Source organism: Streptomyces rubiginosohelvolus, assembly GCF_014649875.1.
Lineage (GTDB): Bacteria > Actinomycetota > Actinomycetes > Streptomycetales > Streptomycetaceae > Streptomyces > Streptomyces rubiginosohelvolus.
The window spans coordinates 286,613-311,998 of record NZ_BMTW01000009.1; the positions used below are offsets into that span (position 1 = coordinate 286,613).

Consider the following 25,386-nt stretch of genomic DNA (forward strand, 5'->3'; position numbering starts at 1 on the left):
ATTTACCGAGCCTGCGCGATCCCTTGACATGCACAGGAGGCACTTCTACGTTCCTTCGAGAGAGCGCTCTCTGAGTTACCCAGGAATCCCCCACTTCCCCGAACAGGAGTGCCGTGCTCTTCCGTCATCGACGCAACCCCGACCACAGCCGCCAACGATCCCTGCCGTCCTGGCGGTACAGAATCGCCGGGCTCGCCGCGGCCGCCCTCGCCCTCTCCTTCCTCCAGACCAACGTCGGCAACGCCGCGGGCGAGCGGGCCGCCGCGGATGTCGTGCGGGTGGCCGAGTTCCTCGCCGAGTGCCCGTACACCCACCGGCTCCCCGACGACCCGATCGTCTTCCCCGGGCTGCCGGGCGCCTCCCACATGCACAGCTTCTTCGGCAACGACACCACGCACGCCGGCTCCGACCTGGCCTCCCTGGAGAAGGGCCGTACGTCGTGCTCCCCCGACACCGACCTGTCGTCGTACTGGGTGCCCACCCTCTACGACGGCGACAAGGAGGTGGAGCCCACCGGGACCACCTTCTACTACTTGGGCGAAGGCGTGAGCGACGACGTCATCCGTCAGATCAAGCCCTTCCCCCGGGGCCTGCGCATCGTCGCGGGCAACGCGAAGGCGACCGGCCCGCAGGACAACACCATCGCCCGCTGGTCGTGCCTGCACGCCGGTGAGGTGAACCCCTCGCAGAACTTCGTGAACTGTCCGCCCGGCACGATGATGGAGTCCTACCTGGACTTCCCGCAGTGCTGGAACGGTACGGACCTCGACTCCCCCGACCACAAGAGCCACATGGCCTACCCGGTGAACGGCGGCTGCCCGTCCACCCATCCGGTTCCGGTGCCCAAGCTCCGGCAGGTGCTGCGCTACCCGGTGAACGGTGACCCGGCCCGCTTCCGGCTGGCGTCCGGGCCCGGCTACACCATGCACGGCGACTTCTTCAACGTATGGCCGGAGGAGGAGATGGCGCAGCGCGTCCGCGACTGCATCAACGCGATCATCAAGTGCGGCTTCGACGGCAAGCCCTGACCGGCCGTCACCACCGCGCTCGACCCACCCCCCACGCACCACCGTGTCCGCCCCGGGGCGCCGGCTCCGGGGCGGACACCCTCCCCCTCCCCGTACGAGGACACCCCATGAACCCGATCGACCTCCCACCGCTCCACCGGGCCGCCGTCCTCGTCCTGCTCGGCGCGCTGGCTCTCGGCGGCGCGGCCGGCTGTTCCCCGGCGGCGGAGTCCGCGCCCCGTTCGGCACAGGCGCGCGAGTCCCCACCGGCCGGCACGCGCACGGCCACCTCGACCGCCACCGATGTCGGCTGGGTCCAGCTGATGACCCCCATGAACCAGCAGGCCGTGAAGCTCCTGACCCTGGCCGCCGAGCGGGCGACCGAACCGCGGGTGCGTGACTTCGCGGTGCGGCTGCGCGCCGGGCAGGAGGCCGAACTCATCCGTCTACGAGCCCTGTTGACCCGCATGGGGCTGCCCGCGACCGATGTGCACTCGGGGCACGACATGCCCGGCATGGTGACGGTACGGGACCTGGAGGCGGCCCGCGCCGCCGAGGGGTCCGCGTTCGACCGGCTCGTCCTCGCGCAGATCCGGGACCATCTGCGGCAGTCCGCGCAGGTGTCGCGTTCCGAGATCACCTCGGGCGGCCGGGCGGACGCCCGCGAGCTGGCCGCCGCCCTGGTGACGGCGCGCGAGACGTCCCTCGCCGAGCTGGAACGGCTGCCGGGCGCGGTGCGGGCCCTCGGCTGAACAGGGCGGCCTGCCTGCGGGTATAAAGGGCTGCATGACAGCCGAAGTGCCGCAGCCCGTACGCCCCACGACCCTGGAGGACGTGGCGGCCGTGGCCGGTGTGTCACGGGCGACGGTGTCCCGGGTGATCAACGGGGCGACCACGGTGGACCCGGCGCTGCGCACCGTCGTCGAGCAGGCGGTGGCGACCACCGGCTATGTGCCCAACCGGGCCGCGCGCTCGCTGGTGACGCGGCGGACCGACTCGGTGGCCCTGGTGGTCTCCGAGCGGGAACGGCGGCCGATGTCCGAGCCGTTCGTCGGCCGGATGTTCTCCGACCCGTACTTCGGGCGGGTCGTCAGCGGGCTGCTGGAGGTGCTGCGCCCGGCGGGGATCCAGATGGTCGTGATGCTGGCCGACGACGAGGCGTCCCGCGGCCAGTTGCTCTCCTACCTGCGGCACGGCCATGTCGACGGGGTCGTGCTGATCACGACGCACGCCGACGACCCGCTGCCCGGGTTGCTCCAGGAGACCCGGATGCCCGCCGTCCTCGCGGGCCGTCCGCACAAGCCGTCGCCGCTGGCCTACGTGGAGGTGGACCAGCACGCCGGGGCGCGGCTGGCGGCCGATCACCTGGCCGCGCAGGGGCGGCGGCGGATCGGCACGATCACCGGACCGCAGGACATGCCTGCCGGGCAGGTCCGGCTGACCGGGTTCCTGGAGGCCTGCGCCGCCCATGGCATCGAGGACGTGGCCTGCGCCGAGGGGGACTTCACGCATCTGGGCGGGGCTGCGGCGATGCGCCGGCTGCTGGCGGACCGCCCGGATCTGGACGGGGTGTTCATCGCCTCCGACCTGATGGCGCTGGGGGCCCTGCCGGTGCTGCTCCGGGCTGGTCGCGACGTGCCGTCCGACGTCGCGGTGGTCGGCTTCGACGACAGCAGTGCCGCCGCCGCCTGCGACCCGCCGCTGACGACGGTCCGGCAGCCGGTGGAGGAGATGGCCGCGGAGATGGCCCGGCTGCTGCTGAAGCAGATCGGTGAGCCGGGCGGTCCGTCGCCCTCGGTGCTCTTCCCTGCGGCGCTGGTACGGCGGCAGTCGGCCTGAGCCGCGGGGCCTCCCGGAGGGGCGGGTGGTCGGCCTGGCGGAGGCGCGAGCGCTCGGTCAGGCCGTCGTGTCGGGCCTGTCCGGCACAGGAGTCTCCGTCCTCGCTGGAGTCTCCGTCCTCGCGGGAGTCTCCGTCGGCGTCGAGGTCTTCTCCAGGACCGGCGTGTCCGCCGGGAACGGCTCGTCCGCCAGGTCCGCCCCGGCGAAGCCCTCCTCGCGCACCGGGACCTGGGGGCCCGAGGACTCCTGGAGCCAGCGGGTGAGCACACGGTGGACCGTTTCGGCGCCCACCAGACCTCCGCCCGGCGGCGGGGGCGCGCCTTCCGCGGTCTCGGCGGCCACGATGTCGAGCGGGTCCGTGAGTCCGCGCGGCCAGAGCAGGAACGGCCGGGACTGTTCACCGCCGAGGCCGCCGTGCGAGCCGATCTGCTCCTCGAAGGCGTGCACGGTGCCGGTGCCGGGGTCGTACATGGAGTTGACCATGACGTCGGCGACGTGCGGGAAGGTGTCCGTACGGCGTACGGCGTCGGCCGCCCCGGTGTCGAAGCCCGCGAGCGGGCCCTCGCCGTCCGTCAGTTCGGCGACCGGGACCTCGGCGCCGCCGCGCCCGAGGACCACCGAGCCGTCCTCCCCGCCGACGAGGAGGAAGCCGATCCCCGGGTGGTTGGCGAGCGTGGAGAGCAGCGCCGGGTGGCGGCGCTCGATGTGTTCGCGGGAGGCGCGGCCCTCGATGTCGGGGAAGGAGATGAGCCCGAGGTTGCCGGAGGCCAGCACGACCGGGTCGGAGAGCTTGGCCGGGTGCTCGTCCTGCTGCCCCTCGACGGGTCGGTGCAGCGCGATGCGCACCGCGTCGCGGGCCTCGGAGGCGCTGCGGGTGCGCTGGGCCCGGCGGGGCACGGGCAGCCCGCAGCCCGCCCGGACGAGGTCCTTGAGCGTGAGCCCGTACTTCCCCGCGAAGGTTTCCCCGGGGCTCTGCCCGTGGTCGGAGAGGAGCACGACGCGGTAGGCGCGCGGGGTGTGGTCGGCGATCTTGGCGATCAGGGCGAGGGAGCGGTCGAGGCGTACGAGGACCTTCTCGGCGTCGCGGCTGCGGGGCCCCGAGTGGTGGGCGACCTCGTCGTAGGCGACGAGGTCGGCGTAGACGGCGGTGCGTCCGGCGAACATGTCGCCGAGGACGGCGGCGACGACCACGTCGCGCTCCACGACGGTGGCGAAGGCGCGGATGAAGGGGTAGAGCCCGCCGCGCTTGATCCGGGGGGTGACCTTCCGGGCGCGGGCCCGGGTCGACTGGCCGATCTCGCGGAGGACCTCGGCGACGAAGGAGAGGGCGGTGCGGGTGGCGTTGGCCGGGTCGGAGAAGTAGGCGAAGTATCCGGCGCGGGAGCGGCGGCCCTTGCCACGCCGGGCGGCCATGGAGAGCACCAGGGCGAGCTGGCCCGCGCCACCGCTGAAGAGGTTGCCGCGGCTCGCCCCGTCGACGGTGAGGAGGCCTCCGTCGTGCGTGCGCCGGATGGCCCGCCGTTGCATTTCGAGGGCGCTCGCGGGGCGGCTGGAGACCATGACGGTGCGGGTCTCCTTCTCGTACCAGCGGAACGCGGGCACGTCGTGGTTGCTGCCGTGCAGGATGGCGAGCTGGCTGGCGCCGGTCTGGCTGGACCAGTCGGTACGCCATGGGGTGAGGCGGTGTCCGGAGGAGTCGGCGAGCCATCCGGCGACGGTCGGCATGAGCCCGGCGGCCGCCGCTTTGACCAGGACGTCGTGGCCGACGCCGTCGAGTTGCAGGAAGACCGTGCCGGGCGGTCCCTCGCGGCCGGGTTCCGCCGGGTCCGGCGATCTGCCGCGTCTGCGTCGCCGGTCGGCGAGCCGGGACAGCCGGCGGCGGTAGGCCTCGTCGTCGCGGACGGCGAGGGCGGTGGAGGTGGCGGAGGCGACGGCGGACATCACGGCGGCGACGACGACCGCGGTCTCCGGCGCCGCGTCACCGCGCCCGTCCGGGATCAGACGCAGCGCTATGAGCAGCAGCGAACCGTTGAGGAAGAAGACCAGTGCGCCGAGGACCAGCGCGGGCACGATGAGCAGGGCCCGGACGAGGACGGGCCACACCAGGGCGGAGAGCAGGCCGAACGCGCCCGCGCCCCAGGCCGCGGTGAACGCCGTCCTGGTGATGGTGTCGCCGTCGTCGGACTGGAGCTGGAAGTCGGGCAGGGCGCCGGCCAGCACGAGCAGGGTGACGGTCGACACGGCCCAGACCGCGATCACGCGCATCAGGGTCCTGCCCGCCGTACGCCACTTCCCGTCACCCACGCCGGTCCACCTCACGCCCTCTCCGCCCCGGGCCCGGTGCGTCCGGGGCCCGCCCTTCAGCTTTTCACAGCGTCGCTCCCGGTCAGCGGCTTCGGCGACAGGCCCTAGGCCCGGCGCGACGGTACGGGGGGCGCATAGGCTCGTACCGGCAGCGCACCCGGTCACGGGCCACGCGGGCGGTGCACCGGGGCGCGGGGATCGGACGAGGACCGGACGGGGGCAGGATGAGGACCGACCGGAGCCGGGCAGGAACCGGACGGGGATCGAGCGAGGAGGCGGACATGCCGGTGGAGGTCACCTGGTGGGGTCATGCCACCTGCACGATCGAGGACTCGGGGGTGCGGGTGCTGACCGACCCCCTGTTCGTACGGCGCTTCGCGCATCTGCGCCGCCGCCGGGGCGAGGTGCCGCCGCCGGAGGCCGCGGTCGCGGAGGTGGTGCTGGTCTCCCATCTGCACTCGGATCATCTGCATCTGCCGTCGCTGGCCCGGCTGGCTCCCGGCAGCCGGCTGATCGTGCCGAGCGGCGCGGTGGCGGCCGTACCGGGGCTGCGGATGCTGCGGCGGGTGCGGCAGCTGCACATCACCGAGGTGCGGCCGGGTGACACGGTGCGGATCGGCGAGGTGCGGGTACGGGCGGTCCCCGCGCTGCACGACGGGCGGCGGCTGCCGGTCGGACCGCACCGGTCGCCCGCGCTCGGCTATGTCGTCGAGGGCGAGGCCCGGACGTACTTCGCCGGGGACACCGGGCTCTTCGACGCGATGGCCGAGGAGGTGGGGCCGGTGGACGTGGCGCTGCTGCCGGTCGGCGGGTGGGGGCCCTATCTGGGGCCCAGCCATCTGGACCCGGTCCGGGCCGCCGAGGCGCTGACCCGGCTCGCGCCCCGGTCGGCGGTGCCGGTGCACTACGGGACGTACTGGCCGATCGGCCTGGACGCGGTGCGGCCGCACGAGTTCCACGCACCGGGCGACGAGTTCGTCCGGCATGCGGCGAAGCAGGCTCCGGAGGTGGCGGTGCATCTGCTCGGGCACGGCGAGCGGGTCAGACCGGAGGCCGGCCGGTGATCCAGGAGATCCAGCAGGTGGTGCGGGAGCTGCCCACCGAGTCGACCCAGCAGGCGGTCGGCTATCCGACACTGTTCGCCCTGGTGTCGCTGGGGTCTCTGGTGCCCGTGGTGCCGACGGGGGCGCTGGTGAGTTCGGCGGCGGTGGTGGCCTTCCACCAGACGTCTCCGCTCGCCCTGCTCTTCGTGTTCCTGGTGGCGTCGTCCGCCGCGTTCCTCGGGGACATCTGCCTGTACTGGCTGGGGCAGCGCGGGGTGCGGTCGAATCACGGTTCGAAGTGGCTGGCGGCGATAACCCGCCGGGCCGCGCCGGAGCGGCTGGCCCAGGCCCAGGAGAAGCTGGCGGAGCACGGCGGGACGGTGCTGGTGCTGTCCCGGCTGGTGCCGGCCGGGCGGATCCCGGTGATGCTGGCGTGTCTGCTGGGCCGGATGCCGCTGCGGCAGTTCGCCCGGGGCGACGTTCCGGCGTGTCTGGCGTGGGCGGCGACGTACCAGCTGATCGGAATCCTGGGCGGTTCGCTGTTCCCGGAGCCGTGGCAGGGGGTGGTCGCGGCGGTCGCCCTGACGCTGCTGATCAGCGGGGCGCCGGCGGTGTGGCGAAGGCTGCGGGCGCGGTTCGGCCCCGCGTCTTCGTAGCCGTCCTCGGCGACCGTACACAGCGCGGCCGTACGGAACGCGGCCGTAGTCAGCGCAGTTCGGCGAAGACCGCCGCGAAGCCGTCCAGGGCCCGCGCCACATGCGGGAGCTCCAGAGGCTTGGCTGCGGCGAGGGACTCCGTCTGCTGCTGCGGCGTGGCCCCCAGCAGCGGCCCCGTGCCCAGGCGTACGCGCAGGGCACCCAGCTCGTCCCCGAAGCGGTGTCCGCCGGGGGCCGGTGCGCCGAGCCGGTCGGTGAGGTACTCCTCCAGCTCCATGGAGTCCGTGACGCCCAGGTCCGCCAGCCGGGAGCGGAGGGGGCCGAGGTCGGCGTAGAGGTGGCGGCCCGCCTGCGGGGGGCGGGCCAGCGCGCCGGAGCCGAGGACCGCGCGGTGGGCGGCTGCGGCGACCTCGGTCTGGAGCGCGGCGGCCCGCCGGATCCGGTCGCGTACGGAGTCGGGCTCGCCCAGCGCGTGGGCGGCGGCGTGGGCGACCGGGCCGGCGACGAGGGCGCCGAGCGCGGTGAGGATGTCCAGGGTGCGGGCGTGCCGGACGGCGGCCCGGGGGGTGTCCGGGAAGCGGGCGACGGCGACCGGCCAGGCGGCGGGTACGAGGGCCCCGGACAGGTCGGCGATCACCGTGACGTCGTCCGGGCACATCTCGGCCGGGCTGAGCAGGACGGTGTCGCGCGGGCGGTGCACGGTGTCGCGCCAGGTCTCGTCGCTGATGATGTGCAGCCTCTCGTCGACGGCCGCCTCGCAGGCCTCGCGGACCAGCTCGGGCGGGGCGACGGTGGCGGTGGGGTCGTCCACGACGGACAGCAGCAGCAGTTTCGGCCGCCCGCCCTCCGCACGGACCCGGCGGACGGTCTCCAGCAGGGCGTACGGGTCGGGGATGCCGCCGCATTCGGCCGGGGTGGGCACGTGGTAGGCGGGGCGGCCCAGCAGCCGGGCCTGCGGCATCCAGGCGGCGGGGCAGGGGCGCGGCATGAGGACGTCGCCGCCGTGTGCGCCGATGAGGGCCAGCAGGAGCGGCTGGGCCCCGGGGGCGGCGGCGATCCCGCCCGCCGCGCCGTGCAGCCCGCGCCGGTCCCAGTAACCGCGGGCCGCCTCACGCAGGACCGGCCCGCCGCCGGGAGGCTCGGGCCTGGTCCGGGCGGAGGCGGCGGCGAGCACGGCGGCCAACTCGGGAAGGACGGGCAGCCCGGGGTCGGGGGCGGGCGGCCCGTACCGGACGGGGCCGTGATCCTCGTGCGGGCGGGCGGCGGCCGGGTGACCGGGCCGGTGGGCCTCGTCGTCGGTGGTCCGGGCTGCGTCCTGCCCGCCGGCCGGATTCTCCCCACCGTTCCGCTCCCGGCCAGGCGCAACGCCCTCCGCCCCCCGAGCCCTGTCCGGCCCGTCGGCCGGCTCCCCCGCCGGGCCGGTGTCCTCGGTCCCCTGCATCCGGGCCTCCTTCGCCGCTCGCCGCTCGTCACTCCGCGCCTGTGCGTCTCGCCCCGTGCCCGGGGTCCGGGTGCCCGGGCAGATGGCCTCTGGCTTCTTTATACGGAGGTTCCGGACAGCCCGCCCGCCCAATCGCGCGCCCGCGCCGGGGGCGTCACCGCGTCGGCCGTTCCGCCGGTCGGTGGTGGCGCGTGGCCGGAGTCTCAGCGCGCCTGCTGGTTCAGCGTGGCCCCGGCGGGTATTCGCTGACCCATGGCCACACCGAGAACCTCACCCACCGCCTCCTCCGCCCCCGCCGTCGCCCGGATGCGCGGCTGGCTGCAGGGGCGCGACCTGGCTGTCTTCCGCAGCGTCGCGGACCGGCACTGGCCGGGGGCCGATCCGTTGCTGCCCCGGTTGAGCCGGAGCGCCAACCACGGGTTGCTCTGGTTCGGGGCGGCGGCCGGGATCGCGGCCCTCGGCAGCAGCGCGCGGTCGCGCCGGGCGGCGCTGCGCGGGGTGGCGTCCCTCGCCGTGGCCTCGGCGGCGATCAACACGGTCGGCAAGGGCGCGGTACGCCGTGACCGGCCGATCCTGGACGCGGTGCCGGTGATGCGGCAGCTCAAGCGGCAGCCGGTCACCACCTCCTTCCCCTCCGGCCACGCGGCGTCGGCGGCCGCCTTCGCCACCGGGGTGGCCCTGGAGTCCAAGGGCTGGGGCGCCGTCGTGGCCCCGGTCGCGGTGGCCGTGGCGGCCTCCCGCGTCTACACCGGGGTCCACTACCCGAGCGATGTGCTCGCGGGCGCGGCGCTGGGCATAGGAGCCGCGTTCGCCCTGCGCGGGGTCGTCCCCACCCGGGGCCAGCTGCCCGCTCCCGGCCGCCCGCCCGGCGAAGCCCCGGCGCTGCCCGCGGGCAAGGACCTCGTCGTGGTGGTGAACCGGGAGTCCGGTACGGCCACCGCGACCGCGTCGTTGGTGCGCGAGGTGCTGCCCATGGCGACCGTCATGGAGGTCGCGCCCGCCGATCTCCCGGCCGCCTTCGCCGACGCGGCGGACCGGGGCCGGGCCCTGGGCGTCTGCGGCGGCGACGGCACGGTGAACCTGGCGGCCTCCGTGGCCGCGACGCACGGGATGCCCCTGGCGGTCTTCCCCGGTGGCACGCTCAACCACTTCGCCTACGACCTGGGCATCGAGACCGTCCACGACACCGCCACCGCGCTCACGGCGGGCGATGCCATCCGGGTGGACCTCGGCCGCTTCCGGCCGGGACCCAAGGGCGCGGACGGAGCCGACGGCTACTTCCTCAACGCCTTCTCGCTGGGGGTCTACCCGGAACTGGTGAACACCCGGGAACACTGGTCGCCGCGGATCGGCGGCTGGCCCGCGGGCGTGCTCGCCGCGTTCCACGTGCTGCGCGGCCAGCGCCCGCTGGAGGCCGAGTTCCAGGGCCGCAGGCGTCCGTTGTGGCTGGTCTTCGTCGGCAACGGGCTCTTCCGGCGCGTGGGTCCCAACCCGGGCCGTCGCCACAACCTGGCCGACGGGCTGCTGGACGTCCGGGTCATCCACGGCGGCCGAGGGCCCGCGCTGCGCCTGCTGGCGGCGGCGGTGGCGGGTCCGCTGACCCGCTCCCCCGTCCACGCCGCGGTGCGGCGGCGCCGGGTCCGGATCGGTGGACTGGCGCCGGGGACTCCGTACGCGTACGACGGCGAAGTGGCCCACTCCGGAACGGAGCTGATGGTCGACAAGCTGCCGGAGGCGTTGACGGTCTACTGCCCGATGCCGGTCTGACACCCCAAGGAGACCCGTCCGTATAGCAAGACGCCTATCTCACGATCCGACATCGCGGCGTACGGTGGTTCCGTCGCCGCGCTCCTCGGCGCGGGGTTTCCGGGAAAGGGAGAGGGCGTCACGCCATGCCGAAGGACACCGCCGTGTACACGCACGGCCACCACGAGTCCGTCCTGCGCTCGCACCGCTGGCGGACCGCCGCCAACTCGGCCGCCTACCTCCTCGGCGAACTCCGCCCCGGCCTGGCCGTGCTGGACGTCGGCTGCGGCCCGGGGACCATCACCGCCGATCTGGCCGCGCTGGTGGCGCCGGGCCGGGTCACCGCGGTGGACGCCGCCACCGACATCCTGGGCCAGGCCGCCGCGGTGGCGGGCGAAAGGGGCCTGGAGAACGTCGAGTTCGCCGTTGCCGACGTGCACGCCCTGGAGTTCCCCGACGACTCCTTCGACGTGGTCCACGCCCACCAGGTGCTCCAGCACGTGGGCGACCCGGTCCAGGCGCTGCGCGAGATGCGGCGGGTCTGCCGGCCCGGCGGTGTGGTCGCGGCCCGGGACAGCGACTACGCGGCGATGACCTGGTATCCGGAGACCCCCGGCCTCGGCACCTGGCTGGACGTGTACGGACGGGTGGCCCGCGGCAACGGCGGCGAGCCCGACGCCGGCCGCCGGCTCCTCTCCTGGGCGCGGCAGGCCGGGTTCACCGACATCACCCCGACCGCGGCCGCCTGGTGTTTCGCCACCCCGGAGAGCCGCGCCTGGTGGAGCGGCCTGTGGGCGGACCGTACGACGGACTCCGTCTACGCCGAGCTGGCGGTGGCGGGCGGCCATGCGAGCGCCGGGCAGCTCGCGGAGATCGCCGGGGCGTGGCGCTCCTGGGGCGGGGAGGGCGACGGCTGGTTCATGGTCCCGCACGGTGAGGTGCTGTGCCGGGTGTGAGGTGAAGCGGGGCTCCGGCCCGCCCGGAATCGATCACACCGGTCGCGGCGGCCAACTACCCTCGTAAGCATGGAGATCCTCGGAACCACGCTGCGTATCTGCGTCGACGACCTGGAGGCCGCGGTGGCCTTCTACGAGGGGCTGACCGGCACGTCGGCCCTGCGCTTCGAGCGCGGTGGGGTGTCGGTGGCCGCGATCGGCTGCTTCCTGCTGATGAGCGGGCCGGAGTCGGAGCTGGAGGTGTTGCGGAAGGTGGGGGCGACCATCGCCGTCAAGGACGTCGACGAGGCGAACGAGGCGCTGACCCGGGCGGGCGCGCGGGTCATCGCGGGGCCGGTGCCGACCCCGGCGGGCCGCAACCTCATCGCGCTGCACCCGGACGGCTCGGTCTTCGAGTACGTGGACCGCAACGTCACCGTCTGAACCACCGGAACCGTCCGACCGCCCCCCCGGGCGCGTTGTTCACGCCCCCGGCGGGCTCATGCGGAAGTCGTAGGCGTCCGGCAGCGGTTCGTCGCTGACCAACGCCCACAACTCGCCGAGGATGCCGGCTCCTTCGCGCAGGTCGGCGACCTCGAATCCGGCGTCGAAGACCGCGCGGGCCGCCCCGGTGTCACCCTCGGCGACCAGTGCCTGAGCCAGGAGCAGCCGGAAGCGTCCGCGCTCCCGGACCGTCTCCGGCAGCCCGTCGAGCAGCGCCCGGGCCTCCCCGGGGCGGCCTGCGGACAGGTGTGCCTCGACGGTCTCGCGGGCCAGGGCGACGAGGAGCGCCCCGCCCGTCTCCGACGCGGCGAGGTCCGTCGTACCCGGGGCACCGAGGTCCGCGAAGGCCTCGGCGTACAGCTCGGCGGCGTGGTCCGGCCTGCCGCTCTCCTCGGCGGCGACGGCGAGGCAGCGCAGCAGGGGCCAGCGCGGTACGGGCCCCTTCTCCAGCCCGCGTTCCCAGCTGCGGACCGCCTGGGCCCGGTCGTCGGCGTGCCACTGCGCGATGCCGAGGTGGTACTCCGTGTGCGGGTCGGCGTCGGCGGTCTCCAGCATGTCGCGCCAGGGCGGTGACACCAGGGTCGGGCAGGGCGGTTGCTCCGGGTCCGGCTTCGGCAGGGTGCCGTGCTCCAGCAACTCCCGCCAGGGCTTCTGCTGTTCGCCGAGGGTGGCGGTGGGGAACGGGGTTCCGGGCAGCCGGAGTCCGCCCCGCAGCACCTCCAGCGCGCCCCAGCCGGAGCCGGTGGCGAGCACCTCTCCCGGTTCGGTGTCGGCGTACGGCAGCCAGGCCGCATACGCCTCCTCCACCGCCGCGCGCGGCAGGGCCTCCTCCAGCCGTGCGGCGGCCTCCCCCGTGGCGGCCGCCCAGTCGCCGCCGTGCACGGCGGCCGGGTCGGCGGAGAGCGGGCCGTAGGACTCCATCCAGCTGAACGCGGCGCCCGGTTCGAGGGGGACGTGTTCCAGTTGGGTGCGGGCGAGACCGGCCTGGATCTCCGCGTAGCCGCCGCCCCCGGGCCCGTTCAGCCACTCCTGCCAGCGGCGGCCGCCCTTCCCGTGGCCCCAGCGGAACAGCTTGCGGCCGCGCAGCAGGTCCGTGGAGGTCTGGACGAGCCCGTGGCCGTCCGCGTCCAGCGCGGCGATCCAGCGCCGGGCGCCGTCGGGCAACTCGTAGAAGTGGTCGGCGGGGTACTCGGAGCGCAGCGGATAGGTGTGGTCGAGGCCATCCGTCTCCGGGACGGCGACCCGGGTGAGGGTGTGGTCGTAGCCGAAGTGCCAGGCCTCGTCGGCCGGGACCAGGACCCGGGTGTCCGGGGTCTCGGGGACAGCGATGTTGGACCACCAGTAGACGGGCGCGCTCTGTTCGTGCGGGTTGCGTATCCGTACGCCGACGTGCAGGAAGTCGGAGTCGTCGGGGAGCCAGAGGTCCACCTGGAAGGGCAGGTCGCGCAGCCGCTCCCACTCCCAGAGCCGCACCATCGTCCCGCCGTCGGGGGCGGGCACCAGCGCGGCGTGCAAGGGTGCGCAGGTCAGGGTGGTGTGGCCGGTGGCGCCGATGTTCCACTCGATCCCGCCGGAGAACCAGGCCCCGTTGAGGGCGAAGGCGGCGGGCTGGAGGACCGGGTTGCGGTGGAGCAGTTCGCGGCCGGTGGGCTTGTGGTGCAGGGAGTGGATCCGGCCGCCGAGTCCGGGGAGCACGGTGACGCGCAGCCGGTCGTTCTCGATGACGACGGCGTCGAGATCGGCGGGGGTGCGCTCGCGCCCGTAGCCGTCGAGCAGCCGGGTGGGCAGGAGGGTGCGCAGCGGCCGGTGGCCCAGTTGCCGGGCCATGTCGCAGGGCAGGCCCTCGCGTTCACGGGGGTCGAGCACGGGTGGCGGGGCGGGCGTCCGCAGGGGCGGGAGCGGGTTCTCCGGCCCGAGCGGCGCTGCGGGCAGGTTCAGTACGGTACGTCGTACGGTCGTGGCCAAGGCACCCTCGTTCCCTCGCGGCGGGCCGCCGCAGGTCCGGGCGCCCCGGTGACCATGGAACACGCAGGTGGCCGGGTGGACCAGAGTCCCGTCGGTCAGACTTGCGCACACCCGGAGGCTGCCCGCATCCGGTGACCGGCTCCTCACGCCTCCTTCAGCGCGCCGACGACGAGGTCGGCGAGCAGCGCGCCCGCCGTGCCGTCCGGGTCGAGATCGGGGTCGTAGATGGTGACGTTGAGGCCGACGCAGCGCGGGGAGGAGACCAGAGTCCGCAGCAGCGGGGCGAGTTCGTCCGGGAGGAGGCCGCCGTCGTCCGGGCTGTCGACGGCGGGCATGACGCTCGGGTCCAGGACATCGGCGTCCAGGTGGACCCAGTAGCCGTCGAGGGCAGGCGTCTCCAGGCTCTCCACGGTGGCCCGTGCGAGATCGGCCGCTCCCCACTCGCGGATCTGGCCGACGGTGGCGTTGGGGATCTTCAGTGCGGCCAGTTCGGCCTGGTCCTCGTCCTCGTCACGCATGCCGAAGAGGCGGACGTCCTCGTCCTTGAGGTAGGGGCCGAGCCCCTCGATGTCGCTGAGGTCCGCCTGTCCCCGGCCGGTGGCGATGGCCAACTCCTCGCCGCCCGCCGCGCCGATCCGGTCGCTGTTGCCGGTGTGCCGGAAGTCGGCGGATCCGTCGACGGCGGCGAGACCGTACCGGCCGATGCGGCGCAGGGCGAGGGCCGCGCCGAGCTGGATGGAGCAGTCGCCGCCGAGGACGAGGGCGAACTCACCGGCCCGTACGTGCCCTTCGATGCGGTCGGCGAGGGTGCGGGTGTAGCGGGCGATGGCGGCGGCGTTGAACACCCCGTCGCCTTCCTGCCAGTGGCCGAGGTCGTAGCGCGGCGGCACCACGACGCCGCCTTCGAGTGCGCCGAGGCGGGCCACGATCCGTTGCTCGCGCAGCGCGCCGGCCAGCTTGTAGCAGCCCGGTACGGTCCCGGGAGCCGGAGGCCGCAGGCCGAGGTTGGACGGGGCGTCGAGGACCACGATCGTACGCATGCGGATCATCCTCGCCGCGGTGGCGCACACCCCTCAAGCGGTTTCGCCGACAGCGTGCGGAGGCTGGAGCGGTCGTGAGCCCGCCGTCACTTCCCCCGGCGGCGGAAGAGGTAGCCGCCGCAGCCGAGCCCGATCAGGAACATGGCGGCCAGGGCGGACCACAGGGGCATCGTCACCTCGGGGATCAGCACCCGGATGGTGACGTCGTCGGTGTTCACGCAGATGAACACGATGACGAGCACGACCACCACACCGACCGCGATGCGCCCCGGAGTGAGCCACCCCTGGGCGCGCCCGCTGTCGCTCGATACGTCCTTGGGGCTCATGGTCCGGCCCTTCCGCTCGTTGCTCACCCGTCCGGCCCGTCGTCGTGCACGCGGCCGCCCCCCGGGGTCCCAGCATGAGCGGTTGCCGGGCCCGGGGGGCGGTACTGCTGCGCCGTTCGGGTGAACGGGCGGGTGGGGGCGTCAGCCCGCCGGGACCACCGGGAGCTCCAGTACGCCGGTGTCCTCGGGGGCGTGGAGGACGGTGACGGGCTTGATGCCCCGGTTGCCGAAGTACGCGGTGTCGCTGGCGGCGATCACGAACTCCAGGCGGTGCCCCTTCTCGTACCGGTGGACGATGCCGGGCAGCTCGACCGTGAAGGGCCGGGTGACGTCGGGGACCCGGACCGGGGAGACGAGCCGGTTCACCAGCTTCCGGCTGCCGTCGGGGGCCACGTCGTAGACCTTGGCGAACAGGACGAGCTTGTCGGAGGCGTCGCCGCTGTTCTGGACCCGCTCCGCCTTCGGCGAGACGACCTTGAGGGTGGCCTTGGGCGCGCCGACGACGTCGAGGGGTGCGGTAAGGGGGTCGCTGCGCCAGCCGAGGTAGGTGCCCTTCGTGTCGTACGGCTTCGGGTCGGGCAGTCCGATCAGCGGGGCGATGGAGCTCTCGGAGTGGCTGGTGGGCACGAGCCAGTTGGTGTACTGGCGGCTGCCGCGCGCGACCTTGGAGCGGTTGTCGACGAGTTTGCCGTCGCCGGAGAGGTAGAGGGACTGCGAGAGGGCGGGGACGTCGGCGGCGGTTCCGTAGCCGCTCTGCCAGTCGCGGTAGTAGGAGAAGGCGGGTCCGGTGTCGACGCCTGTGTTCTTGTGGAGGTAGCGGTCGAACCAGGCCAGCACCCGCTGCCCCACGTGGCTGGTCTCCAGGTTGCCCTGACTCAGGTCGAGTTCGCCGGGGACCTGGCCGCCGCTGTGGCCCCAGGACTGCCAGATCATCTTGGTCTCGGTGCCCTGCGCCTTGAGCGTCCGGTAGGTGGCGGTGGCCTCGTTGAGGTTGAAGAGGCTGTCGGCCTGGCCCTGGACGATGAGGGTGGGAGCCTTGACCCGGTCGAGGTAGGAGACGGGCGAGACGCTGCGCGCGTACGCGAGCATCTCCTCCGCCTTGTCGGCCGGGTAGCGGCCGGAGTTGAGCAGCCGGATCGTCTCGCAGGCGCGGGTGGCGAAGTGCAGGCAGTCGAGACGGTTGATCCGGGAGGGGTCCAGGCTCGGATTGAGGAGCGGCTGCCCTTCGCCGATCAGGTAGAAGCCGTTGGCCCACTGCCACTTGAAGACACCGGGGGTGTCGGAGGTGACGCCGGTGCGCGCCCCGGTGTTGTTGGGCGCGAGTGCGTAGCCGAGGTCGTTCCAGGTGATCAGCGGGACGAGCGCGTCGACGCGGGGGTCGACGGCGGCGGTCGCCAGCTGGATCGCACCGCCGTAGGAGCCGCCGATCATCCCCACGCGCGGGTCGCCGTCGGCGTCCTGGGTGACGTAGTCGGCCTTCGTCCCGTCGTCGGCCGCGCGAACTCCCCCGAGGAAGTCGAGGAGTTCGCTCGCCGCCTGTCCGTCGACGGCGGGGTCGTCGAGGCTGATCAGGCAGCCGGACTTGCCGAAGCCGAGGCCGGAGTAGACGAGCCCGACATAGCCGCGCTGGGCGAAGGCCTTGCCGATGGCGTCGGTGGAGCCGTCGGACTTGCTGCCGCCGAAGCCGTTGGTGGCGAGGACGGCGGGGGCCGGGTTGTCGGCGTCGGCCCCGGCGGGCCGGTAGAGATCGGCGTCCACCGTGCAGGTGCGGTCGCCCGCCTCGACGGTGAACGTCAGCGGGGTGACGGTGTACGGGGCGGCGTCGGCCCGGGCCGGGCCGGCGAGGACGAGGGGGGCGACGAGGGCCGCCCCGGCGACCGCGACGAGCGGGCCGCGCACTCTGGAAACAGCACCTGACACGAAGACCTCCACACCGAGGACACCTTACCGACCGGTAAGTATTGGTCGCGCTCATGCTGTGACACAGCTCATAGCCGTGTCAACGCATCGGACAGCGGTTCTTGACGGATGTTCACGTTCCCCGCGCGAAAGCACACACGTCCGCGCCCGCACGGAAGGCGGTGCGGGCGCGGACCGGGGAGGAGAGGCCGAGGAGGCTCAGATGAGGGCGGGCACCTGGACGGTGAGCGTGCAACGCCCGCCGTCCGCCGGTGCGTCGAGCACCGCGGGCAGACCCAGGGGAATCGTCAGCGCGGTCGCCCCGTGGCCGAACCCCAGCTCCTCGACCACGGGTATGCCCAGCGGGCCGAGCCGGTCGGCGAGCACGGCGCGGATCTTCTCGTACGGGCCGCACTCCTGCCAGGAGCCGCAGGCCACTCCGGCGACCCCGGTCAGGGCACCGGAGCGCAGGAGCCGGGTGAGGATGCCGTCGAGCCGGTAGGGCTCCTCCCCGGTGTCCTCGATCACCAGCAGGTTGCCCCGGGCGTGGGACCGGCCGCCCGGGGTGCCGGTGTCGGCGGCCAGGAGGCTGACGCATCCGCCGTACAGGACACCTTCGGCCCGGCCGGGGACCAGGGCACCGGCCGATGCGAGGCCGAGGGTGCGTACGGTCTCCGGCTCGAAGAGGGTGGCGCGCAGGTGCTCGCGGGTCGGCGCGTCCTTGAGGAACGTCTCGGTGGCGACCATCGGTCCGTGCAGGGTGGCGAACCCGGCCCGCAGGGCGAACGCCTCGTGCAGCACGGTGATGTCGCTGTAGCCGACGAACGCCTTGGGCCCGGCGACCCGGATCGCCGCCCAGTCGACCAGGTCGACCATCCGGTGTGCGCCGAAGCCGCCCCGGGCGCAGAGCACGGCCTCCACGGACGGGTCGCACCACGCGGCCTGAAGGTCCGCCGCCCGGTCCGCGTCCGTCCCCGCGAGATAGTCCAACTCCGGGTGCGTGGAGCGGACATGGGGCCCGACGACGGGTTCGAGGCCCCAGTGGCGCAGGACGGCGAGGCCCTCCTCCAGCCGGTCGACGGGGACCGGTCCGCTGGGCGCGACGACGGCGACCCGGGAGCCGGGGCGCAGCCGGGCCGGCCGGGCGAGTGGGGTGGCCGGGCCGGGGTTCTGGCGGGTCACGTGGTCAGCTCCAGGGGCGGCACGTCGGGCCGGTCGATTCCGAACGTCTGTGCGTAGAGGGAGAGTTCGGCCTCCAGGGAGCGGACCAGCGTCTCCACGCGCCGGAATCCGTGGCTCTCCCCGGCGAAGGCGATGTAGGCGTGGGCGATGCCCCGGCCGGACACGGCGGCGAGGAACCGCTCGCTCTGGGCGGGCGGGCAGATCACGTCGTCGAGGCCCTGGAGCAGCAGGAAAGGGGTGTTCAGCCGGTCGGTGCGGTTCATCGGGGAGCGTTCCCGGTAGCGCTCGGGCACCTCGGCGAACGGGCCGACGAGCGACTCCAGATACCGCGATTCAAAGTCGTGGGTCTCGTCGGTGGCCCACCCTTCGAGGTCCAGAATCGGGTAGAGGATCGTCCCGCAGGCGTAGAGGTCAGTGCTGGTCAGCGAGGCGGCGGTGGTCCAGCCGCCCGCGCTGCCGCCCCGGATCGCGAGCCGGTCCGGGTCGGCGGCGCCCTCCTCGACCAGGGCCGAGGCGACGGCCGCGCAGTCCGCCACGTCGACCAAACCCCATGCGCCGCGCAGCCGTTCGCGGTAGGCGCGTCCGTAGCCGGTGGAGCCGCCGTAGTTCACCTCGGCGACGCCGATGCCGCGCGAGGTGAAGTAGGCGATCTCCAGGTCGAGGACGAGCGGGGAGTGGCCGGTGGGGCCGCCGTGCGCCCAGACGACGTACGGGGGCTTCTCGCCTTCGGGGCCGGTGTGTTCGGGGTGGTGCGGCGGGTGGATATGGGCGTGGATCTCGCGGCCGTCGGGACCGGTGAAGGTCCGCTGCTCGGACGCCGGGTAGTACGCGGGGTCCACGGCGTCCCGGTGGGGTGCGCCGATGGTGCGGGTGCGTCCGGTCGTGGTGTCCAGCTCGACGACCTCGGGCGCGCCGCGGGTGCTCGCCGCGACGCCGACGACCCGGCTGCCGTGCACGGCGAGCGTGTCGGACCAGGAGGTCCAGGGGCCCGGGGCGTCGGCGAGTTCGCCGGTCTCCGGGTCGAGGATGCCGAGGCGGTGGTCGCCCTTGCCGTGCAGGACGGCGATCAGCCCGTTGTCCAGCGGGTGGAACCAGCGCAGCCCGATCTTCCATAGCGGTCCGCCGAACTCCTCGCCCCGGGGCGGCAGGAGGCGGCTGCTGGGGACCGCACCGCCCGCGACGGCGTCGGGGCGGATGCGCTGGAGCTCCCACCAGCCGGAGAGGTCGGAGACGAACAGGAGGCTGCCGTCGCGGTCCCACTCCACCTGGCAGACCGATTCGTCGAGGTCCCCGACGAGCGGCCGGACCCCGGTGAATTCGCCCGCTTCGGTGATGTCGGCCAGCATGACCACCGTGCCGTCCCAGGGCATCGCCGGGTGGTCCCAGGCGATCCAGGCGGCCCGCCGCCCGTCGTGGGAGACCTTGGGTCCGGTGACGAACCGGTGCCGGTCGTCGGAGAGTTCACGGATCGCCGTCCGGTCGTCGGCCGCCGAGCCGTCCAGCGGTACGGCGGCGACCACCCGTCGTACGTCGGTGGGGGCGGGTCCGGTGAACTCCTCCAGCACACACCAGACTTCGCCCGCAGCCCCCTGCTCCGGGCGCACCTGCGGGTCCACCCAGCGCAGCCCGCCGCCGACCTCGGAGAGGGGAGTGAGCGGCCAGGGCTCCTCCGGCCCGTCGGGGGCGTAGGCGTACAGCCGCTGGTCGGTGAAGTGGACGAACACCACGAGGAGTTCGCCGTCCGCGCGGACCGTGCCGGCCCAGGGCTGTCCGCCGTACTCGATCACCCGGCTGCGGGCGTTCCAGGGGGCGGACAGCGCGGGTGCGGTGGTGCCGTCCGCGCGGCGGCGGATCAGCGCGCGGCGGCCGCCCTCTGCGGGGCGCGGCTCGGTCCACCAGACCTCGTCGCCGACGGTGCCGAGGTGGTCGGGCCGGCCGTCGTGCGAGGCGGCGAGGGCCGCGTCGATCGGCGACGGCCAGGTGCCGTACGGCGCTGCTGCTGCGGGCACGGTGTTCACGTAGGTCGTTCCCCCCGGGGACAGGTCGGTCAGGCCGTGCGCAGGTAGTGGTCGAGGACGCGGACGCCGAAGTGGAGGGCGTCGACGGGGACGCGCTCGTCGACGCCGTGGAAGAGCCGCTGGTAGTCGAAGCCGACGGGCAGCTTCAGCGGGGTGAAGCCGTAGCCGGTGATGCCGAGCCGGGAGAACTGCTTGGCGTCGGTGCCGCCCGACATGCAGTACGGGACGGTGTGCGCGCCCGGGTCGAACCGCTCGACGGCGGCCCGCAGCTTGGCGTACGTCGGTGAGTCGACCGGGGCCGTCAGAGCCTTCTCGCGGTGGTAGAACTCCCAGTCGACGAGCGGGCCGGTGAGCCGGTCCAGGGTGGCGTGGAACTCCTCGTCGCCGCCGGGGACCGTCCGGCCGTCGACGAAGGCGGAGGCGTGGCCGGGGATGACGTTGACCTTGTAACCGGCGTCCAGCATCGTCGGGTTGCTGCTGTTGCGGACGGTGTTCTCGACGAGGGAGGCGGCCGGGCCGAGCTTGCCGAGGAGCTGGGCGACGTCGAAGCCGGGGTCGTCCAGGTCGGCGGTGATGCCGTGCAGGGCGGCGATCTCGGTGATCGCGGCCCGGACGGTCGGGGTGAGGCGGATGGGCCACTCGTGCTCGCCGATCCGGGCGACGGCTGCGGCCAGCGCGCTCACCGCGTTCTCCCGGTTGACCTTGGAGCCGTGGCCGGCCCGGCCCTCGGCGGTCAGCTTCAGCCAGCCGGTGCCGCGCTCGCCCGCCGCGATCGGGTACAGCGAGAGGCCGTCGCCCGCGTGGAAGGTGAAGGCCCCGGACTCGCTGATCCCCTCCGTACAGCCCTCGAACAGGTCGGCGTGCTGCTCGGCGAGGAAGCCGGAGCCGTCGGCGGCGCTGTCCTCCTCGTCGGCGGTGTAGGCGATGACGATGTCGCGCGCCGGGCGGAAGCCCTCGCGGGCCCAGCCCCGGACGACGGAGAGGACCATCGCGTCCATGTTCTTCATGTCGACGGCGCCCCTCCCCCAGACGACCCCGTCGCGCACCTCGCCGGAGAACGGGTGCACGGTCCAGTCGGCGGGTTCGGCGGGCACCACGTCGAGGTGGCCGTGGACGAGCAGCGCGTCGGCCGAGGGGTCGGTGCCGGGGATCCGGGCGACCACGTTGGTCCGACCGGGGGTGCGCTCCAGCAGCGTCGGCTCGATCCCGGCGTCGGCGAGCCGCTCGGCGACGTACTCGGCGGCCGGGCGCTCCCGGCAGTCGCCGCCGCCCCGGTTGGTGGTGTCGATCCGGATCAGCCCGGAGGTGAACTCCACCACTTCGTCGAGAGCCTGCCGGTCCACGGGTCCGAGCAGGTCGGGGGCCTCAGCCATACTGTTCCTCCACAGCGGCCGACACGATCGTCGTCACCGCCTTGAACGTGCGAATTCCTTCGTACATCGTCGCGCTGGTGTACGCGACGCGCCTCTCGCCGCTCGGCGCCACGCCGGGGACGACGGTCGCCGCCGCCGCCAGATGCTCGGCGTCGAACTCCAGCTCGACGGTGAACGTCTTCCCGGCGACGGGATCCCGACGCCCCGCGAGCGCGGTGGCCGCTTTCGCCGCCCCCCTGATGTCGGCGGCGGTACGGGCCGGCGTCCGGCAGACCGCCGCGTACCGGGAGACGTAGTCCTTCACGGCGACCTTCCGGGCGTCAGGGGCGTACCCCTCGGCGTCCACGCAGGTCAGGTCGTCGCCGGTGACGAGGACGACGGGCACCCCGTATTCGGCGGCGACGTGCGCGTTGAGCAGGCCCTCGCTGGCCCGGACGCCGTCGAGCCAGACGCCGGTGATGGAGTTGGCGAGGTAGGTGTGGGCGAGGACACCCTCCGTACCGGCCCCCGTGTGGTAGCCGACGAAGGCCACCGCGTCCACGTCGCCGTGCTGGATGCCCTCCACCATGGACAGCGACTTGTGCTTGCCGGTCAGCATCTGGACCCGTTCGTCCATGTGCTCCAGCAGCAGATTGCGCATCGACCAGTGGGCCTCGTTCACCAGGACCTCGTCGGCGCCGCCGTCGTAGAAGCCGAGCGCGGCGGCGTTCACGTCCGAGGTGAACATCGACCGGCAGCGCTCCCACTGCGGGGTCCCCGGCAGCACGTCGGCCGGCCAGGTGACTCCGGTGGCGCCTTCCATGTCGGCGCTGATGAGGATCTTCATGCAGCCACACCGTACGCCCCGTGAGCGGCGCGGGCCAGGGAGGCCCTGGGGTCCAGTCCGGTGACGCCTTACGAGCCCCTGCGCCGCAGTGCCCTATGGCATCGCCAGCGGTCGTGCCGCGATACTGCGGGGCCCCACCCGGTGAAACGAAAGGGACCCGTGTGACCCACCAACTCCCCGCAACGGCCCGGACCGGTCTCGGCGGTATGGCGCTCCTGCTCGTTCTCGCGGGCTCCGCCCTGCCCGCCGCCGCCTCCCCCGCGGACACCTCCCGCGCCCCCGCGGAGGCGACCGTCGAGGAGCAGCGCCTCGACCGGGCCGCCCCGCAGGAGATCCTGCGGCGCAGCGGATTCGACGCCTTCGCCCCGCGCTTCGAGCGAGCCCTGGAGCGCTCGAAGAGCTACATGCAGGCCGAGCGCACCGTGACCCGCCACGCCTCCGCGCTGTGGCAGCGCGCCGTGGACCGGGCCCAGGGGCGAGGACCCGCCACGGGCGACCTGAGCCGGGGCGACGACCGCCCGCTGTACTGGGCCCGGCTCGCGCTCAGCCGCGAACTGCGCGCCTGGACGCCCCGGTTCGACCTCGACGACCGGCGGCGCGCAGCCCTGCACTCCGCCCTGGAGACCGCGTCGCGCGGCCAGAGCGACATCCACTACCCGGGCCACCGGACGAAGCGGGTCCTGGTCACCGGATTCGACCCGTTCACGCTGGACCGCGACGTCCGGATCGGCAATCCCTCGGGCGCGAGCGCGCTCGCCCTGGACGGCACCCTGGTGCAGACGCCGGACGGGCCGGCCCGGATCGAGACGGTCGTCTTCCCGGTGCGCTGGGCGGACTTCGCCGACGGCGTCGTCGAGCGGGCCCTCGCCCGGCAGCTGCCGCATCTGGACCTGTTCACCACGGTCAGCCAGGGCCGCCAGGGCCGCTTCGACGTGGAACGCACCAACGGCGCCTGGCGCGGCGGTTTCGCCGACAACGAGAACGCCTCCAGCACCGGGCTCGTCCCCGTCGCCGACCCGGCCACGCAGCCGCAGTGGACGTCCACGACCCTCCCGTACCGGCAGCTCACCGAGGCGGACACGGGCCGCTTCCCGGTGTACGACAACACCGAGGTCACCGAGATCCCGGCGGGCGGCACCCAGCCCGTGACCCGGCCCGACGGCCCCACCCCGGGCTCGGCGGCACGGGCCGGGGGCGGCGGCGACTACCTCTCCAACGAGATCGCCTACCGGGTCACCCTGCTGCGCGACCGGCTCCGCCTGCCCGACCTGCCGGGCGGCCATCTGCACACCCCGGTCCTCCAGTTCGGCGCGGCGAACACGAACCCGCAGACGGGCACGGTCACCGACCCGGACTTCGAGCGCAACCGCGCGGACATCGTGGGCCAGGTGAGGGAACTGGTGAGGACGGCGGTGACGGCCGCAGGCTGAGCAGCGCCGGCTGAGCGAGGCTGCGAGCCGCGCTTCGGCATCCCACCTCGGGATCCTGAGGCGCGGCGGCCTGGAGGCGCGCAACGCGGCGGCTCGCGGGCGTGTGCTGCGGCCCGCCGGGGCGAACACTATGAACGCAATGCGCGCGGGGCTTCTCCCCCGGGTGCGGCGCTTCCTAGCATCCCGGCATCCCGGCGCACCCCGTGCCGGGGCAGCCGCACAGACCGTTCCGGCGGCAGCGCTCGCGGGCGCTGCCGCCTGCACAGAACCGCCAGGAGCCGCCCCCGTGAACTCCCCCCATACCCCCGTCCGCGCCCTGCCGCTGCACCGCCGCCACCGGCTGCGCTCCGCCGCGCTGGCCGCCACGGTCGCGGCCCTGCTCCTCGGGTCGGCGGGCCGGGCCCCGGCGGCGCCCGCCCCGGCCGGGAGCCCGAGCGGAACCCCGGCGGCCGCCCCGGTCGCCGCCGACTGCCCGAAGGCGCTGGCCGGAAAGGCGCGGTGTTACACGGGCCAGGACGGGAACAGGGCGCACTACGCGCTCGCCGTCCCGATCCGCTGGAACGGCTCCCTGGTGGTGCACGCGCACGGCGGGCCCGACCTGGGCGACGCGTCGGACCCGGCCCGCTCGACCGAGGACCTGGAGCGCTGGGCCGTCATGGTCGAGGAGGGGTACGCCTGGGCGGGCTCCTCGTACCGGCGCGGCGGCTACGGGACGCGGATGGCGGCGGCCGACACCGAGAGCGTGCGCCGGGTCTTCACCGACCGGTTCGGCAAGCCGGGGCGGACCTATCTGCACGGCCAGTCCTGGGGCGGGAACGTCGCCGCCAAGGTCGCGGAGACGTACGGCACGAAGCCCGGGGCCTACGACGGGGTGCTGCTGACCAACGGCGTCCTGGGCGGCGGTTCGCGCGGCTACGACTACCGGGTGGACCTGCGCGTGGTCTACCAGTACTACTGCGGCAACCACCCGCGCCCCACCGAGCCGCAGTACCCGCTGTGGCAGGGGCTGCGCCCGGACTCCACGATGACGTCCGCCGGGCTGAGCGCCCGGCTGCGGGAGTGCACGGGGTTCGACGCCGAACCGGCCGCCCGGACCGCGCTCCAGCAGCGGAACCTCAACGACATCCTGGCCGTCACCGGGATCCCGGAGCGGTCCCTGGAGTCGCATCTGCGGTTCGCGACGTTCACCTTCCGCGACATCGTCTCGACCCGGCTGGAGGGACGTAACCCCTTCTCCAACCGGGGCGTGCGGTATACCGGCTCGCACGACGACCGGGCGCTGAACGCGGGCGTGGAGCGGTTCTCGGCGGATCCGGCCGCGCGCCGGGACCTCTCGTGGGACAGCGACCTGACCGGGCGGGTGTCCCTGCCCGTCCTGACCCTGCACGCGATCGACGACCCCACGGCGTTCGTGGAGCACGAGGCCGCCTACCGGGCGACGCTGCGGGGCGCGGGCCGGGAGCACCGGCTCGTACAGTCCTTCACCCGGGAGAGCGAGCACAGCGGGCTGAGCAGCGCGGCGTACGCCAACTCCATTGCCGCTCTTGACCGTTGGGCCCGCAGCGGCCGCAAGCCCACCGCGCGCTCGCTGGCCGACTCGTGTGCCGCCTTCGACCGGACGTACGGCACGGGCTGCTTCTACGATCCGGCGTTCCGGCCCTCGTCGTACGCCTCCCGGGTGCTGCCCCGGCCGGGCGGGCTCGGCTGGCCCGCCATGACCGCGGGTCAGGAGCGGGCCTGGAGCCGGATCGACGGGGTGGGCATCGCTCCCTGAGGCGCGGGCAGGAAACCGGGGCCTTCCCGCATCCCCTGACGCCCTGTTGGTATACCGTAACGCCGCCTTCACACCGGC

General features: G+C 73.9%; 20 protein-coding genes. 10 read left to right on the plus strand and 10 right to left on the minus strand.

The features are described 5' to 3' along the window. Nucleotides 1–113 precede the first annotated feature (113 nt). The 3 genes from IE134_RS21655 to IE134_RS21665 all read left to right on the plus strand — a co-directional run bounded on the left by IE134_RS21655 (nucleotide 114) and on the right by IE134_RS21665 (nucleotide 2,846). Entirely contained in the window at nucleotides 114–1,028 is a 915-nt protein-coding gene (locus tag IE134_RS21655; protein WP_126932333.1) for a DUF1996 domain-containing protein, read from the plus strand. Nucleotides 1,029–1,135: 107 nt separating this feature from the next. Next, entirely contained in the window at nucleotides 1,136–1,759 is a 624-nt protein-coding gene (locus IE134_RS21660; protein WP_126932332.1) for a DUF305 domain-containing protein, read from the plus strand. Nucleotides 1,760–1,793: 34 nt separating this feature from the next. Next, on the plus strand, nucleotides 1,794–2,846 hold the full coding sequence (locus IE134_RS21665) for a LacI family DNA-binding transcriptional regulator (protein WP_029182075.1): 1,053 nt from the start codon (nucleotides 1,794–1,796) through the stop codon (nucleotides 2,844–2,846). Between the two features lie 57 nt (nucleotides 2,847–2,903). Here IE134_RS21665 and IE134_RS21670 read toward each other — a convergent pair whose 3' ends face one another. Beyond that, nucleotides 2,904–5,150: a phage holin family protein gene (locus IE134_RS21670; protein ID WP_030712039.1), complete on the minus strand. Its 2,247-nt coding sequence runs from the start codon at nucleotides 5,148–5,150 to the stop codon at nucleotides 2,904–2,906. A gap of 281 nt (nucleotides 5,151–5,431) precedes the next feature. On the opposite strand from IE134_RS21670, the gene IE134_RS21675 reads away from it, so the two are divergent. Beyond that, nucleotides 5,432–6,214, plus strand: a complete 783-nt coding sequence (locus tag IE134_RS21675; RefSeq protein ID WP_030712042.1) for an MBL fold metallo-hydrolase — start codon at nucleotides 5,432–5,434, stop codon at nucleotides 6,212–6,214. After that, nucleotides 6,211–6,849 carry a DedA family protein gene (locus tag IE134_RS21680; RefSeq protein WP_010058318.1) on the plus strand — a complete coding sequence of 213 codons (639 nt, stop codon included), beginning with the start codon at nucleotides 6,211–6,213 and terminating at the stop codon, nucleotides 6,847–6,849. The genes IE134_RS21675 and IE134_RS21680 overlap by 4 nt, the downstream gene beginning before the upstream one ends. Before the next feature lie 49 nt (nucleotides 6,850–6,898). Here IE134_RS21680 and IE134_RS21685 read toward each other — a convergent pair whose 3' ends face one another. After that, nucleotides 6,899–8,290 (minus strand): aminotransferase class I/II-fold pyridoxal phosphate-dependent enzyme, encoded by a 1,392-nt coding sequence (locus tag IE134_RS21685; RefSeq protein WP_229823685.1) that lies wholly within the window; start codon nucleotides 8,288–8,290, stop codon nucleotides 6,899–6,901. 252 nt (nucleotides 8,291–8,542) lie between these two features. Here IE134_RS21685 and IE134_RS21690 point away from each other — a divergent pair, with 252 nt between their 5' ends. From IE134_RS21690 to IE134_RS21700, 3 genes are all read left to right on the plus strand, one after another. Then, nucleotides 8,543–10,057: a bifunctional phosphatase PAP2/diacylglycerol kinase family protein gene (locus IE134_RS21690; RefSeq protein WP_189431414.1), complete on the plus strand. Its 1,515-nt coding sequence runs from the start codon at nucleotides 8,543–8,545 to the stop codon at nucleotides 10,055–10,057. Nucleotides 10,058–10,182: 125 nt separating this feature from the next. Next, nucleotides 10,183–10,992, plus strand: a complete 810-nt coding sequence (locus IE134_RS21695) for a methyltransferase domain-containing protein (RefSeq protein WP_098020465.1) — start codon at nucleotides 10,183–10,185, stop codon at nucleotides 10,990–10,992. A gap of 69 nt (nucleotides 10,993–11,061) precedes the next feature. Beyond that, nucleotides 11,062–11,415 (plus strand): VOC family protein, encoded by a 354-nt coding sequence (locus IE134_RS21700; protein WP_003965046.1) that lies wholly within the window; start codon nucleotides 11,062–11,064, stop codon nucleotides 11,413–11,415. A gap of 39 nt (nucleotides 11,416–11,454) precedes the next feature. Here the strand turns inward: IE134_RS21700 and IE134_RS21705 are convergent, their stop codons facing one another. The 8 genes from IE134_RS21705 to IE134_RS21740 all read right to left on the minus strand — a co-directional run bounded on the left by IE134_RS21705 (nucleotide 11,455) and on the right by IE134_RS21740 (nucleotide 22,104). Then, a complete protein-coding gene (locus IE134_RS21705; protein WP_189431416.1) occupies nucleotides 11,455–13,440 on the minus strand; it encodes a DUF5107 domain-containing protein in 1,986 nt (661 codons plus the stop codon). Nucleotides 13,441–13,583: 143 nt separating this feature from the next. Continuing rightward, nucleotides 13,584–14,480, minus strand: coding sequence for an arginase family protein (locus IE134_RS21710; protein WP_098020467.1), 897 nt, complete (start codon nucleotides 14,478–14,480; stop codon nucleotides 13,584–13,586). 86 nt (nucleotides 14,481–14,566) lie between these two features. Then, a complete protein-coding gene (locus tag IE134_RS21715; RefSeq protein ID WP_010058330.1) occupies nucleotides 14,567–14,806 on the minus strand; it encodes a LapA family protein in 240 nt (79 codons plus the stop codon). A 141-nt stretch (nucleotides 14,807–14,947) separates the two neighbouring features. After that, nucleotides 14,948–16,705, minus strand: coding sequence for a CocE/NonD family hydrolase (locus IE134_RS21720; protein ID WP_126932408.1), 1,758 nt, complete (start codon nucleotides 16,703–16,705; stop codon nucleotides 14,948–14,950). A 219-nt stretch (nucleotides 16,706–16,924) separates the two neighbouring features. Next, a complete protein-coding gene (locus tag IE134_RS21725; RefSeq protein ID WP_098895885.1) occupies nucleotides 16,925–17,887 on the minus strand; it encodes a S66 peptidase family protein in 963 nt (320 codons plus the stop codon). Further along, nucleotides 17,884–19,905, minus strand: coding sequence for a S9 family peptidase (locus IE134_RS21730; RefSeq protein ID WP_030712075.1), 2,022 nt, complete (start codon nucleotides 19,903–19,905; stop codon nucleotides 17,884–17,886). Before IE134_RS21730 ends, IE134_RS21725 begins: the two co-directional genes overlap by 4 nt. 29 nt (nucleotides 19,906–19,934) lie before the next feature. After that, nucleotides 19,935–21,278 (minus strand): M20/M25/M40 family metallo-hydrolase, encoded by a 1,344-nt coding sequence (locus IE134_RS21735; protein WP_030712077.1) that lies wholly within the window; start codon nucleotides 21,276–21,278, stop codon nucleotides 19,935–19,937. After that, nucleotides 21,271–22,104: a M55 family metallopeptidase gene (locus IE134_RS21740; protein WP_030712078.1), complete on the minus strand. Its 834-nt coding sequence runs from the start codon at nucleotides 22,102–22,104 to the stop codon at nucleotides 21,271–21,273. The genes IE134_RS21735 and IE134_RS21740 overlap by 8 nt, the downstream gene beginning before the upstream one ends. 161 nt (nucleotides 22,105–22,265) lie before the next feature. Between IE134_RS21740 and IE134_RS21745 the strand changes: the two genes are divergently transcribed. Continuing rightward, nucleotides 22,266–23,534 carry a pyroglutamyl-peptidase I gene (locus tag IE134_RS21745; protein ID WP_098020471.1) on the plus strand — a complete coding sequence of 423 codons (1,269 nt, stop codon included), beginning with the start codon at nucleotides 22,266–22,268 and terminating at the stop codon, nucleotides 23,532–23,534. A 286-nt stretch (nucleotides 23,535–23,820) separates the two neighbouring features. Further along, nucleotides 23,821–25,308, plus strand: coding sequence for an alpha/beta hydrolase (locus IE134_RS21750; protein WP_189431418.1), 1,488 nt, complete (start codon nucleotides 23,821–23,823; stop codon nucleotides 25,306–25,308). Nucleotides 25,309–25,386: the final 78 nt, after the last annotated feature.

Bases quoted from the DNA above. Each gene is read 5' to 3' on its own strand.
- IE134_RS21660 (WP_126932332.1), top strand. From the start codon at position 1,136: ATGAACCCGATCGACCTCCCACCGCTCCACCGGGCCGCCGTCCTCGTC.
- IE134_RS21665 (WP_029182075.1), top strand. From the start codon at position 1,794: ATGACAGCCGAAGTGCCGCAGCCCGTACGCCCCACGACCCTGGAGGAC.
- IE134_RS21675 (WP_030712042.1), top strand. From the start codon at position 5,432: ATGCCGGTGGAGGTCACCTGGTGGGGTCATGCCACCTGCACGATCGAG.
- IE134_RS21685 (WP_229823685.1), bottom strand. From the start codon at position 8,290: ATGCAGGGGACCGAGGACACCGGCCCGGCGGGGGAGCCGGCCGACGGG.
- IE134_RS21690 (WP_189431414.1), top strand. From the start codon at position 8,543: ATGGCCACACCGAGAACCTCACCCACCGCCTCCTCCGCCCCCGCCGTC.
- IE134_RS21695 (WP_098020465.1), top strand. From the start codon at position 10,183: ATGCCGAAGGACACCGCCGTGTACACGCACGGCCACCACGAGTCCGTC.
- IE134_RS21700 (WP_003965046.1), top strand. From the start codon at position 11,062: ATGGAGATCCTCGGAACCACGCTGCGTATCTGCGTCGACGACCTGGAG.
- IE134_RS21710 (WP_098020467.1), bottom strand. From the start codon at position 14,480: ATGCGTACGATCGTGGTCCTCGACGCCCCGTCCAACCTCGGCCTGCGG.
- IE134_RS21715 (WP_010058330.1), bottom strand. From the start codon at position 14,806: ATGAGCCCCAAGGACGTATCGAGCGACAGCGGGCGCGCCCAGGGGTGG.
- IE134_RS21735 (WP_030712077.1), bottom strand. From the start codon at position 21,278: ATGGCTGAGGCCCCCGACCTGCTCGGACCCGTGGACCGGCAGGCTCTC.
- IE134_RS21740 (WP_030712078.1), bottom strand. From the start codon at position 22,104: ATGAAGATCCTCATCAGCGCCGACATGGAAGGCGCCACCGGAGTCACC.